A 12,947-nucleotide genomic window follows, 5' to 3' on the forward strand; every position below is an offset into this window, starting at 1 on the left:
GCATTTAATTATTCATTGTACCTGCTAATGGGCCTGTTTATTTCCGCTCTAGGCACTTCGCTTTCCGCGGGCGGTCCGGGGAGCCTCCTCGGCGCTAGCGCCTGCGGGGTCTCCCCAGCCCCGTCCTCCCGCAGGAGTCTGCGTGCCTTCCACGGAAATCAACAGGGAGGTAATCAACCTAAAGAATTGCAACACACTTTTTCTAGCCTTGCTAATTGTGTTGCAATCTTTTTCATATTTTGGCAGGCTGCCGTAAGGAGAGCCTGTTCGTTTGCTTTCTTCGATCCCCTTAACCGGCAATAGCGAAGCCCGTGCAGCTCTTTTGAGTCTGCGAATCTTCGCTCAATTTTTTCCTTTCTAAATTTATAAAGCATTTTTCAAGATTTAGATAATCGATTTTCCCTTATCTTTTCCTTGTGCTCTTCCCAAACATGACGTGTCACTACTTTTACCTTATTTTTGGAGCGTGTACATTGAGAAAGAAGTGGGCAGTTTTCACATTTCTTCGAATCAGATTTATATTCTTTATCACCCTCACGGTTTGTTGTACTGTAGGGTAATTCTTGATTATTAGGACTTTATCATATGTAAATTTCCATTTTGGGATTAAACCAGTAGTAGGATGAAATCTTCTATGGGCAATTACTCCAAAGATATTTCGGTCAGATAATCCCTTACAAATCGGGTTCGTGAGATAACCGGAATTAAGTGCCACAGCTTCTACCTTAAATCCAAATCGTTGGACCTGACGGTCCAACCGGCTTAGGTAAGGAACAGAATCATGAACATTTCCAGGAGTAACATATACATCGGTAATAATGTTAAATATCATATCAGTAGTCCGGTGATCGAGATAACAAAACATTTCCTGCTTGTTTTCACGAGACATAAATCCGTATTCAGGATCAGTGGTACTAACCCGAATTTCTTTAGTTTCCTTCACTTCTTCCCTTTCCTTTAACGGCTTTTTTCCGTGAGCTAATCTGTCCTCTTCTACGGCTTTATTCAATTCATCAAAATATTCACGAGTCTCTACTTCAATTTCTTGTTTTGTGAATTTATATTTATTAGCGTTAGCCTTTAAATGAGTAGAATCCGAAAATAAGACACGACCACCTACCATTTTGTGATTCATTGCCTGGAGAACAATCTCATCAAATATTTCCTGAAAGATATCGGTACCTTTAAAACGATGTTGGCGAATCCAACTAATCGTTGAGTGGTGTGGAACAGGATCCTTAAATTTCAGGCCTAAAAACCAGCGGTAGGCAACATTCATTTCAATTTCTCTTTGTAATTGTCGCTCGGATCGGATGCCATAAATATAACCAATAAACATCATTTTAAATAGAATAGTGGGATCGGAAGGGCGTCCGTTATCATCACTATAATAAGGACGTACCTTTTCAATAAGGAATGAAAGATCAATATATTTATCGATTAAACGAAGAAGGTGATTGTCAGGAACCAATTCATCAATAGAAACAAATTCATATTCACTTTGGGTAGATACTCTTGGTTTAAACATAGATTTCACCACTCAATTTTTTATTGTTTGGTTGTGTTAAGAGCAGTGTATTATTGATTTTACAGCTCTGTTGATTTGCGCGGAAGGCACGCAGACTCCTGCGGGAGTACGGGGTAGGGGAGACCCCGCAGGCGCTTCAGCGCCGAGGAGGCTCCCCGGCACGCCCGCGGAAAGCGAAGTGCCTGGAGCGCAAATCAACAGACATGTTGCAAAGCCTATATATTAATAATATTATAATAAATTAACGCGGTGAATGGTTAAAGTTATTGTAGAAAATAAGAGGCTGTCGAAAGTTTCTCGACAGCCTGAGATCGTAGAAATAGTTACTCTATATTCGAACGGGGTGGAATGGAAAAAGAGCCAATTTTTTAGACTTGAAATAACCAAATAATTGTGATTTCATAATGAAGTAAACTTATAAAATGAAGGAGCGAGAAAGATGAAGTTTCCTAAAAATATTATACTAGATTCTGTTGCCGAACGTAAAAACCATGAAAGTTACGGAATAGAATTTATTCAGGAACTTGGAAATGATGATGCTGGATATTCCGAGATGGTAGTAATTATTTTCAAATACAAAGATAAATATTATAGTGTGGATATCCAACATGTAAATGGAGAAAACAATTACGACCATTGGGATGATGAAATAGATTGTCCAGAGGTAGTTAGGAAAGAGGCTATTCAATATTATTGGGAAGAAGTGAATTGCCGTAAAAAAGCGACTATATCACTTTAAATAATATTATGTGTTTCATTTTACCCGATACTCATATATAATGTAACTTAATTGAATATAAATAACTAGGGGAGCCCAATAAGTTGGGCTGAGAAAGAAACACGATGAAGTTTCTTGACTCTTGGGACCTGATCTGGATCATACCAGCGTGGGGAAGTTAGAATAGACAATCTTCAATGCACCTCTACTTCTGCATACATATTAGCCGGGTCCAACCATTTATGGTCCCGGCTTTTTGATGTACTTTTATACGCTTTTCCACTTGTTATGTTCTGTATCTCGTCCTTATATTCAAAAAAAGGAGAGATTAAGTATGTCAACGACTTCATTAAACGAACAAAATATTTCCATCATGTCTAGTTTTCCAGGAAGTAAAAAAGTATATGTAACAGGTTCGAGATCCGACATTAAAGTACCAATGCGTGAAATTGAGTTAAGCCCGACAACAGGTACGTTTGGTGAAGAGGAAAACCTTCCAGTACGCGTGTATGATACAAGCGGTCCTTATACGGATCTAAATTATTCTGTTGACATTTCAAAAGGTCTTCCTGCTATTCGAAGCACATGGATTCATGAACGATCAGATGTTGAAGAATATGAAGGTCGAGAAATTAAGCCTGTAGATAATGGGTATAAGGATGAAAAAGATCCTCGTGCCAATCATCACGTGTTTCCGGGTTTAAAGCGCAAACCATTACGTGCAAAAAAAGGGAAAAATGTCACACAGCTTCATTATGCAAAAAAGGGAATTATTACTCCTGAAATGGAATTTATCGCAATAAGGGAAAATATGAAACCTGAATTTGTTCGTGATGAAGTTGCAAAAGGTCGAGCGATTATTCCTTCTAATATCAATCATCCAGAGTCAGAACCTATGATAATAGGACGTAATTTTCATGTTAAAATTAACGCGAATATCGGTAACTCTGCTGTTTCATCATCCATCGAACAAGAGGTTGAAAAAATGACATGGGCGACTCGCTGGGGTGCTGATAATATTATGGATCTATCAACAGGTAAAAACATTCATAAAACACGAGAATGGATTATTCGAAACTCAGCTGTTCCTGTCGGCACGGTCCCCATTTATCAAGCACTTGAAAAAGTAAATGGTGTTGCTGAAGATCTTACATGGGAAGTTTACCGTGATACCTTGATCGAACAAGCGGAGCAAGGTGTTGATTACTTCACCATTCATGCTGGTGTTCTTTTACGATATGTCCCATTAACGGCAAAACGGTTAACAGGTATTGTATCCCGCGGTGGATCAATCATGGCACAATGGTGTTTACACCACCATAAAGAAAGCTTTTTATATACTCACTTTGAAGAAATCTGCGAAATAATGAAGTCTTATGATGTTGCATTCTCTTTAGGGGATGGATTACGTCCTGGGTCAATTGCAGATGCGAATGATGAAGCGCAGTTTGCAGAATTAGAGACTCTTGGAGAGCTAACAAAAATTGCTTGGGAACATGATGTACAGGTAATGGTTGAAGGACCTGGACATGTACCTATGCACCTAATTAAAGAAAATATGGATAAACAACTAGAAGTGTGTCAGGAAGCACCATTCTACACACTTGGACCTCTTACGACTGATATAGCACCTGGTTATGATCACATTACATCTGCTATTGGGGCTGCAATGATTGGTTGGTATGGCACAGCTATGCTTTGTTATGTAACGCCTAAAGAACATTTAGGTTTACCGAATAGAGAGGATGTTCGTGTAGGGGTTATTACTTATAAAATTGCCGCCCATGCTGCTGATTTGGCAAAAGGACATCCAGGAGCCCAAAAAAGAGATGATGCCTTATCAAAAGCTCGTTTTGAATTCCGTTGGAGAGATCAGTTTAATTTATCTTTAGATCCAGAACGAGCGATAGAATATCATGATGAAACTTTACCTGCGGAAGGTGCAAAAACAGCACATTTCTGTTCAATGTGTGGACCAAAATTTTGTAGCATGAGAATCTCTCAAGATATTCGTAATTATGCGAAAGAAAACAAACTTGATACGAAGGAAGCTATTGAAACAGGTATGAAGGAAAAAGCTAAGGAGTTTAAGCAATCTGGGGGCAGCATATATCAGTAACTTTCTTGGGAGGTTATACGATGAATGTTCAAAAGATTAACGAGGAAATTACGCAAATGAAAACTAGCCTTGCTTTTTTAGAGGAGCGTTTAAAGGAAATTCAGCAAAATTGTGATCATCATTTTGATGGCGATCAATATTATGAAAAATGTTTGAAGTGTAATAAGGTAAATGTATTATATTATTAAACAAAACTCGACAAAAAGATAATCTAACAAGAGGGTATTAAAAAGATAGCCATGTAACCTTACCTTGATTAATAATCAGGGTAAGGTTTTTTAGTTTTTTCTATAAATTCCCATAGTAAAAACTATAATCACTTATTATTATTACAAATGCGAAACGGAACTTGAAAACACCACTTTGAAGTGATGTTTTCTTAGGAACTATGCTTTCACTTGAAGAAGATTTAACTAATTAATGTTCTATCAGACTTGATACGGAAACACTTTGTTTACTATTTGGTTCATCGAGAGAGTGGATTGTAGTTGTTCCGTTTTGTTTGTCTACATGCTCAATATAAATACGTGTTCCGTTATACGTTACATTAGCCATAGTCGATGAATTAGAAATTTCCTGTGCTCGTTGTACGTCCATGTCACGACCTCCTTTCCGTATAAAAGCCATTTTAAGTATTTCCTTTGAACTACTTGTTATTCGTTTATTTTAGAAATGATGTTATTTAATTACCTTTTTTTGTACATTTTGGATTAAATGCGACATAACAGAGAAAAAAGGGATAAAGATCCTTTCGTGTTACTCTCTTTTTTGAATGAATAAGCGGGCAGGAAGGAAACAGGAGTTGTTTTGTATATTTTTCAAAATAAATCAGAGAATAAAAAGATGAAAGAAAATAATGGAGGAATTGACAATGAAGGAAAGTAATCGAAATCAGAACGATTCTGAAAATAAAATGAAAAAATTTAAAAACATAAATCAGTCAGCTCTAAACTACGTGCAGCCAGCTATTGAAAATGCGGCGGAGTCGTCTCGAGATGCAACTCAAAACTTAGTTAACAATACAATCAATAACCAAGAAACGTAATGGTTTAAGTCAATTGATAATAGTTTTGAAAGGGGATATTATGGAAGAGAATAAAAAGGTACCTCAGAAATTAAGTTATGAATCAGATGGAAAAATGGGTAAAAACAACAATAAGGTAAAGGCTAACAAAAAAGATCCGTCTGAATTTTTTAATACTACACAAAGCAGTGAATGAAAAATAAAAGAGGTATACCCTAAGCGGGTAGAATAAAAAATTTCGGCAGCCTTTAACTGCCGGGATCTTATGTTATAGAAATGCGAAAGAAGAAGTGCTCAAAATTTTGAGTGCTTCTTTTTTTACAGTTCTTTCAATACCGGGCCCGTTTTCCAAAAGGGAAATACGAAATAAGCCAAGAGGTAATTCAATAGTTCTTTGGGGAGTTAGGGGCAGTGATGCCCCTTGTTTACCCGACTTAACTATTAATGAATATGTTTTAAAAAATTTATAATTCAATTACAAATTAGGGTTCTTGTTTCTTTTTCCATGACGGATCACCATAATCGTGAAATTTTTGATTCAGCTTATAGAATGCCATAGGAAGTAATACGGATACTACAGTAGAAAAGATGATAAGGTTGGAGGGCAATCGGCCGATTACTCTTTCCCACATCTAGCTCGCCTCTTTCTATTGTTTTTCACTTTCAATTATTGCTCCAGGAGTTTGGACAAGGATGTCTGCTTGAACTTTAATGGTGCTTGTGGAAAAGTAATTTTTCCCATCATCCCAGTCTTGTTTGATTCGTTTCCATGTGTCATAATCTTCCCGTTGAAGATAACCACCTAACCCAAGAGCGTCAACTCTTAAATCTTCTTGAAAAGTTTTAATTGTTTTAGATACTTTTCGTTCAATTTCTTTTTCAACGGCTGTTTCCACTTTAGATAGGATTTTAGGATTCATGTAATCAAGAGAACCAAAAGACTCTCCAATTTGTCCTTCTGCCTCAATTTTAATATGAAACAGAATGTTTTCCTTATTCTTTGCCTCGACCTTCACACTGCTTTTTTCCCTTTTTATTTCATAAACAACTAGCTTATTCTCTACTTTTGTTTTCAAAATCCCCCCTTTATAGTCACCTGTTATCAAATTTAAACCTTCAGTGATATCACCGTTAATAAAGCCGATCATTTGATTATTATGACCATGAAAGACGGCTGCCCCTGCTATGTTAATCTTTTGATTATCCCTTTTTATTTTGGGAACGACAAAGCTTGTTTTATCTATTAAACGTTCATGAATACTACCGATTCGTTTTTCAGGAAGAATCCTTGCGTTTTTAAATGAATTTTCAACAATTGAATCAATATGCATGACCGGAAGATTTTCAGGTGTTGGTTGAATACCCAATATAGGACCTGCTTCCCCTTCTGCAATCATAACTTTTATTCCTCTTCGTGTTTCACTATCTCGCAGGAAAAAATCAAGGACATTACCTAATGCTTTTGGTATTTTAGCGACATTTTCTGATATGATAATGGATTGCAAATGTTCATTGAATGGTGTTCGACTCGTTTCTTCTGCTAAATGGCGCGATTGCCCCGATATAGTTTCATCCTCGATTACCAAATTATTATACGCCTTCTGTGAAGTGCCGCCTTGGCCGCCTTGGCCTGAGGCTCCCTGGGATAATCCAGAGGGAACGACGAATTGATAGGTTCCTTTATAACGATATTCTCCTTCTGATTCATCTAGCTTCTCACCTGTTTCCTCAGCTAAATCAATGGCTATTCCAATAATAAAGCCACGATCTTCAATTTCCACGTGATCCCAACACCCGGTAAGGAAAGCAGAAAATACTCCTAGGGTTATGCATAACTTGAATCTACTCATTTCCCTTGATTCCCCTGACTTTCGCTAGTATTAGTAAAACTGTTGGAATCAAAACTCCCAGTCCGAAGATAGAGTAACTTAAGTACCTGCCTAATACAGTCACCTCTATTAGATTTATGGGAAACATGGCGATTAGGTAAATACAAGGTGTTAGCAGAAAAATAAATGTTCTTTTTTTTACTTTTTGAAAGAGGGAACAGAAGGCCATTAAACTTACATCGAGGCATAAGGATGCCGTATTAAAAATAGTCATAATCCAAATCATAAAAAATAACGATTCAATACGCCCAAAAAAGCCTCCTGGTACCTCTGCTTCTTTAGCAAGTTCAATCGTGGGATAAATGAGCGTGGCAGTTGTTTCTGCAGTGAAAACACCAATGGCCATCATATATATAAGTAGGTATAGAACTAACGGAATACCTGCACCAATCATGGCATATTTTGTCACTCCTGTCGGTCTGTTTACAAATGCAACATAAAAGAGAAGAATGTCAGAACCAAAAAGAGAAAAAAAACTTTCTTTGCTGCCTTTCCAATAGCCCTCCCAGCTTGTGGTGAACAAGGGAGATAGATTCTTAGGTTCAAAATTGGGGATATTCATTACCAATACCAATAAAGCAATGAAAAGAATAATGGGAAAGAACAACAAATTTAACCGTATGACACCAACCCGAGAACCTGAAACCGCATAAACTATGACAAGTAGAAACAGTAACGCAATGATTTCTACTGGTGTCCGGGCCAATAAGTATTGTTTAGCAGTAATTGCAACAAATCTCGTCTGATAGGCAGCACTTACCATATAATAAATAGCAAAGCATATGGTGATCAGTGCAGCTACAGGTTTTGAACAAATCGCAGAGGTATACGTAAAAAATGTCTGGTTCGGAAAACGTAAGGCGAGTTTTACGCTAACCCATGTAATGAAAACGATTAAAATACCCGTTATCACTAAAGAAATCCAGCCATCAAAGAAATTCGTTGTCCCTGCCAATGTGCGTGGAATGGAAAGTACCCCTACCGCAATCGTATACGAAGCCACCATGAAGAGAATTTCTAGTTCTCCAATTTCCTCATCTCCATATTCAAAGGGCTTCACGATGAGTGTCCTCCTTTCTTGATCCCCATTCGTTTTTCATCTTCTGTTTGCAGATAGTTAGGGCGTCTTGTCAGCATAGTGATCGGGAAACGAAGAACAAGGTCTTTCCAGTCGCGGCCAAAGCTTGGGGCAAAGGGAGTTGTATAGGGGACACCCAAACTTTTTAAATTCACCAAATGGATATTAACTACAATGTAAGCCAGAATAATACCATACAATCCAAAAAGAGCCGCCGCCCCCATAAAACCAAAACGGATAATTCGAAAAGCAAGTGCCGTACTATAACCGGGCATAGAAAAAGAAGAAACAGCTGTAACCGCGACTACTATGACCATAACCGGGCTCACAATCCCTGCAGAGACGGCAGCTTGACCAATAACCAGCCCCCCAACAATTCCAATCGTTTGTCCAATCGGTTTTGGCAAGCGGATCCCGGCTTCACGTAGTAATTCCATGGTCGTTTCCATTAATAATGCTTCAATAAAAACCGGAAAAGGAACCCCCTCCCTGGTCGCAGCAATGGAAAATGCTAATTTAGACGGGATCATTCCAGGATGATACGAAACGAGCGCAATGTATAAAGAGGGTAAAAAAACAGCAATAAAGGCTCCGAGATATCGCAATATACGAACTAAGGACCCCACAATCCATCGTTCATAATAGTCTTCCTGGGACTGGAGCGTATTTCCGAAAGTCATGGGTGCGATTAAAACGAAAGGTGTTCCATCTAACAAAATCGCCACTTTCCCTTGTAAAACAGCCGCCACAACTTTATCCGGTCTTTCTGTATGGTCTATTTGTGGAAACGGTGATAGAAAGTTATCTTCAATCCATTGCTCGATGTAGCCTGTTTCCAGGGCGTCATCCATATCAATTGATGCCAATCTTTGATTGACTTCTTTCACAATATCCGGATTTACGATTCCGTCGACATAGACGAGAACAAGGTCTTTTTTTGAACGTCTTCCTATCTTGTACGATTTGAAACGCAAATTCGGATCCCGAATAGATCTTCTAATCAGCATCGTATTGGTTCTCAGGTTCTCAATGAACCCGTTTCTCGGCCCGCGAATCACTGCCTCTGTAATTGGTTCTTCAATACTTCGGTTTTCCCAGCCTTTACTACCAATTGTTAATGCTTGGTCCGTACCATCTACGTAGAGTACGGTGTCCCCAGAAAGTATAGAATATAAGATTTCATCTGATGATGTGGTTCTTTTTCCTTCACCAACGGAGAGGACTTTGTTATATAATTGATCGACAAGATGAACGGCCTTGTCCGGTAATTCTTTTTCACTTACTACAGATTCAATTTGAATGTTTTTTATGATTTGATCGTTGATTACCATTTTGTCGGCTAAACCATCCAGATACACGATGGCACATCGATGATGGGTATTCCCTATAGTAAATTCCCTCGTAATGAGATCACTCGGTTTATCTAACATCGCTTTTATGTTATAAAGATTTTCATCAAGATTGGAAAACAATTGAAGAGAAAAATCTTCTTGTTCTTCCTGTATTGACTGAAAAGATTGTTTTCCGGTCTTGTTTAGTTTAAAAAAGGGTTTTGAATCCAAATTATTATCCTTCCTTCGTCTTCAATGGATGTTTCTGCTATAATTTTTCTTCCATTCATTTTATGAATAAGCCCTTTCTCTAAAAAATTAATGATAGGGTTTAATACTCAAAAAGATTATTCTTTAATAGAATCTTTATGTTTTATGAAATGTAGACCCTTTTCTTTAACAAAACAAAAAGGGTTTTCTTTAAATATTCATAAACTTTGGTGAACTCTCTTAATTTAAGTTAGCGAGGAAGAGTACCTTTCTATAAATAGTTAACGTTTAACTTTTACGGTCGTATTTATATACCATCTGTTATAAAAACATCTTTGCCAAAAAACATAAACTTATACCCTTGTAAAGCAGTAACTGAAGAGTCAAGAAGGAAAGAAAGAATATACTAACAATTACGTTAACTTCTAGTTAATTAAGGGTGGGAACGTACCTACATTTTAGGAGTGATGAAAATGAGACTTTAAGATAAAGTGGCGTTAGTGACAGGAGCTGGATCCTGCATAGTCTTTAATAAGTTAACTAAATAATAATTTATATCCCCATATACTTAAAAGTGGGGATTATTTGACGCTTACGAAAGAAGTGCTTTTAAGAGCAGTTTAGTTGCATTAGAGAAATAATTCCATAAAATATGTGTGGCTTTTATAACTAATATAAACTTGAAATTTTTGGTTACATTAATATTCTGGAGGTGAATATTAATGGTAGATAACAAAAAGCATAGTAGGTCAACAGATGCTGAAGTACGTGCAAATCAAGCTGAAGCGTCTCGGCACCAAGCTGGATCTTCAGGTAAATACGGAACGGAATTTGCTAGTGTAGATAACAAAGTAACCAGAAAAATTGAACCAGTAATTGAACAACAATAGAAAAAAGGCACCCTTTATGGGTGCTTGGTGTGTATTTATTTGCTTTCTGATTTGGGAATTATCAGGACAATGAAGAACAAGAAATTTCCTTCTACTTGAAATAAACTTTCTAACTTAGCTATTTTGATTTCTCATTTTTAATAGATTTCTCTAATAGCAGGGTGTTTTCTAAACCATTATCACTAAATGCATTATCGTTATTTAGACTATCCACAATGGGAACGTGATCCATATTATTTTCTGTTTTGTTTGAACCTCTTTGTAACTTGTGATTATTAACTTTTGTCATTGATTTTCCTTCTTTCCCTCATTTTATATTACTTTAACCTTTTTACAGTGGAAAATGCAGAAAAATTTAATGATCTATTTCTAAATATAGAAACGGGTGAAATTATTTTAGTAACTTCGGAAGAGTTAAGAGCTGCTGAAGAGGAAGAACCGTTCGATCATTTACCTGATTGGCAACAGGAAGATAGAAAGGTTGCTATTGATGTAATTGAAAACTTTGAGAATTACAAAGAGCTACCAACAAAAGATGAAGTTAATGAGTATGAGATTATGGAAGATTATTGCCTAACTATTAGTGATCAAGTCAAGCGAGATGCGTTATTAAAGGCAATTAAGGGAAAGGGTGCCTTTAGAAGATTTAAGGATAAAATCATCGATTTTGATATTGAAGAGCAATGGTATTCATTTCGTGATGAACGATATAAAGAGATTGCCATAGAATGGTGTCAAGAAAATAACGTAAAATATATAGAATAAAAATCTGTTTAAGAACTAGAGCGATTTCTTAAGGGTTGCTCGTTGTTCAACTAACGGTGCTTGAGTTAAAGCAGAGTTGTCTTTTCGGGAAATCTTTTTTCTTATTCAGCTAACGAAGCAGGTTATTGGAACAAGAAATTTATCATTGCCTACTGGTTAAGCAAACTAACTACGTAGAAGTGCATTAAATATGTGGCGAAATGTATAGCTGCTTTATTCCGTGGGAGCACCTTTTTCTAGAATTGAGTTTCCGCTAAACAAAGGAAAAAAGAAACTATATTCATGAAGTATATCCTTCTAAGAACGGGGGAACGGGGATATTTGTAAGTTATCATTTTCTGTTAAATAAGTATTCGAGAGTATAAAATATGATTATTTCTAAAGCTATATATATATACTCTCGAACTAAAAGTGAAAAATAATAGCTATTCGTCTTTTAATAAAATTTTCACTCTTTGAAAACTATTCTAAAAGGTTATCACTTTAAAACCATTTTTATAAAATTAATGTGCATTCATTTCTTCTACGATTTCTTTTCCACTTAAATTAGAAAAATAATAAGTTGGCCAATTGTCTAATTCACTTAAAAGAGTGACATGATCTTCATCTCCAAAATAAATATGGTAATGTTCCGCTTTTGTTGGATAAATACTATGATCACTAAATTGAACATGTTTTGGGACACCATCTGCTTCTCCAACTAAATCAAATAAATAACGAACGCCTCTATTTCCAGATTCATAAGTCAAAATTTCGTATCCATGATACTTATATTCTCCTGTTTTTCCTTCTCCATTTTTATAAAATGTCATCGTATTATCTTTTATCACGATTCGTTCAATGTCTGTTTCATACCCAACTTTATAATATTCTTTGTACTCTTCAAAGGTTTTATCTTTCTTTGTTTCTACTTTTTTCTGTAAGACTTCATCTAAAGTTCCATTTAATAAGTATGGATAGACTGATTGCCAATCTCCTTCCCAATCTGATAATTCTCTATCTTCAACTTCGTCATCTTCAAATATCCCTGAATATATTTCTTTTTGTTTTTCATCATCGCCACTATGGTTATGATCATGGCTATGATTGGTACTGTCTGCAGATTCAGTATTGGAATCAGAAGAAGCAGGTTCAGAATTAGAGGAAGCATTTTCGACGGGTGTATCTACTTTTTCTTGACAGCCTGTAAGGATTAAACCTAATAAGAAAAACACAAGTATTGATTTGATAAGTTCCTTTTGCATAAATAAAATCTCTCCTTTTCCTTTTTAAAATTCAGCGAAAATCGTAACCATTACTATTTACACCTTTATGAATATACTATGTTTTAAATTTTCCGTCAATATAAAACGTAATGATTATGATTTGTGCTATTTTGTAATTTAATAAAAATGG

General features: G+C 36.4%; 14 protein-coding genes, 1 pseudogene and 1 riboswitch. Of the genes and pseudogenes, 7 read left to right on the forward strand and 8 right to left on the reverse strand.

The window, feature by feature from the left end; genetic code table 11:
• Positions 1–173: 173 nt before the first annotated feature.
• A pseudogene (locus QF028_RS09505) lies at positions 174–1,528 on the reverse strand (IS1182 family transposase).
• Positions 1,529–1,967: 439 nt separating this feature from the next.
• Between QF028_RS09505 and QF028_RS09510 the strand changes: the two are divergent.
• The 3 genes from QF028_RS09510 (at position 1,968) to QF028_RS09520 (ending at position 4,553) form a co-directional block, all read left to right on the forward strand.
• Positions 1,968–2,267 carry a hypothetical protein gene (locus QF028_RS09510; protein ID WP_429465001.1) on the forward strand — a complete coding sequence of 100 codons (300 nt, stop codon included), beginning with the start codon at positions 1,968–1,970 and terminating at the stop codon, positions 2,265–2,267.
• 57 nt (positions 2,268–2,324) lie between these two features.
• A riboswitch (TPP riboswitch) is annotated at positions 2,325–2,439 on the forward strand.
• A 141-nt stretch (positions 2,440–2,580) separates the two neighbouring features.
• Positions 2,581–4,365, forward strand: a complete 1,785-nt coding sequence (gene thiC, locus QF028_RS09515) for a phosphomethylpyrimidine synthase ThiC (protein WP_429465002.1) — start codon at positions 2,581–2,583, stop codon at positions 4,363–4,365.
• 20 nt (positions 4,366–4,385) lie between these two features.
• Complete coding sequence (locus tag QF028_RS09520) at positions 4,386–4,553, forward strand: serine protease (RefSeq protein WP_215004594.1); 168 nt, start codon at positions 4,386–4,388, stop codon at positions 4,551–4,553.
• A 229-nt stretch (positions 4,554–4,782) separates the two neighbouring features.
• On the opposite strand, the gene QF028_RS09525 is transcribed toward QF028_RS09520, so the two are convergent.
• A complete protein-coding gene (locus tag QF028_RS09525) occupies positions 4,783–4,962 on the reverse strand; it encodes a small acid-soluble spore protein H (RefSeq protein ID WP_215004593.1) in 180 nt (59 codons plus the stop codon).
• A gap of 259 nt (positions 4,963–5,221) precedes the next feature.
• On the opposite strand from QF028_RS09525, the gene QF028_RS09530 reads away from it, so the two are divergent.
• Positions 5,222–5,410, forward strand: coding sequence for a hypothetical protein (locus QF028_RS09530; RefSeq protein WP_429465003.1), 189 nt, complete (start codon positions 5,222–5,224; stop codon positions 5,408–5,410).
• 40 nt (positions 5,411–5,450) lie between these two features.
• Positions 5,451–5,585 (forward strand): hypothetical protein, encoded by a 135-nt coding sequence (locus tag QF028_RS09535; RefSeq protein WP_282599519.1) that lies wholly within the window; start codon positions 5,451–5,453, stop codon positions 5,583–5,585.
• Positions 5,586–5,871: 286 nt separating this feature from the next.
• On the opposite strand, the gene QF028_RS09540 is transcribed toward QF028_RS09535, so the two are convergent.
• Genes QF028_RS09540 through QF028_RS09555 form a run of 4 tightly spaced genes read right to left on the reverse strand, consistent with a single transcriptional unit; the run spans position 5,872 to position 9,918 of the window.
• Positions 5,872–6,021, reverse strand: a complete 150-nt coding sequence (locus tag QF028_RS09540; RefSeq protein WP_214713910.1) for a hypothetical protein — start codon at positions 6,019–6,021, stop codon at positions 5,872–5,874.
• A 15-nt stretch (positions 6,022–6,036) separates the two neighbouring features.
• Complete coding sequence (locus QF028_RS09545) at positions 6,037–7,239, reverse strand: Ger(x)C family spore germination protein (protein ID WP_429465004.1); 1,203 nt, start codon at positions 7,237–7,239, stop codon at positions 6,037–6,039.
• Positions 7,232–8,338: a GerAB/ArcD/ProY family transporter gene (locus QF028_RS09550; RefSeq protein WP_429465005.1), complete on the reverse strand. Its 1,107-nt coding sequence runs from the start codon at positions 8,336–8,338 to the stop codon at positions 7,232–7,234. The genes QF028_RS09545 and QF028_RS09550 overlap by 8 nt, the downstream gene beginning before the upstream one ends.
• Positions 8,335–9,918, reverse strand: coding sequence for a spore germination protein (locus QF028_RS09555; protein WP_429465006.1), 1,584 nt, complete (start codon positions 9,916–9,918; stop codon positions 8,335–8,337). The genes QF028_RS09550 and QF028_RS09555 overlap by 4 nt, the downstream gene beginning before the upstream one ends.
• Positions 9,919–10,619: 701 nt before the next feature.
• Here QF028_RS09555 and QF028_RS09560 point away from each other — a divergent pair.
• On the forward strand, positions 10,620–10,787 hold the full coding sequence (locus tag QF028_RS09560; protein WP_429465007.1) for a hypothetical protein: 168 nt from the start codon (positions 10,620–10,622) through the stop codon (positions 10,785–10,787).
• 118 nt (positions 10,788–10,905) lie between these two features.
• Here QF028_RS09560 and QF028_RS09565 read toward each other — a convergent pair whose 3' ends face one another.
• Positions 10,906–11,076 (reverse strand): hypothetical protein, encoded by a 171-nt coding sequence (locus tag QF028_RS09565; RefSeq protein WP_429465008.1) that lies wholly within the window; start codon positions 11,074–11,076, stop codon positions 10,906–10,908.
• On the opposite strand from QF028_RS09565, the gene QF028_RS09570 reads away from it, so the two are divergent.
• The gene (locus tag QF028_RS09570; RefSeq protein WP_429465009.1) at positions 11,070–11,552 is read left to right on the forward strand and encodes a UPF0158 family protein; all 483 of its coding nucleotides are present in this window, start codon (positions 11,070–11,072) and stop codon (positions 11,550–11,552) included. The genes QF028_RS09565 and QF028_RS09570 overlap by 7 nt on opposite strands.
• Positions 11,553–12,055: 503 nt before the next feature.
• Here QF028_RS09570 and QF028_RS09575 read toward each other — a convergent pair.
• Positions 12,056–12,796 (reverse strand): metal-binding protein ZinT, encoded by a 741-nt coding sequence (locus QF028_RS09575; protein ID WP_429465010.1) that lies wholly within the window; start codon positions 12,794–12,796, stop codon positions 12,056–12,058.
• Positions 12,797–12,947 lie beyond the last annotated feature (151 nt).

The organism is Neobacillus sp. B4I6 (assembly GCF_050434045.1).
Taxonomy (GTDB): domain Bacteria; phylum Bacillota; class Bacilli; order Bacillales; family Cytobacillaceae; genus Neobacillus.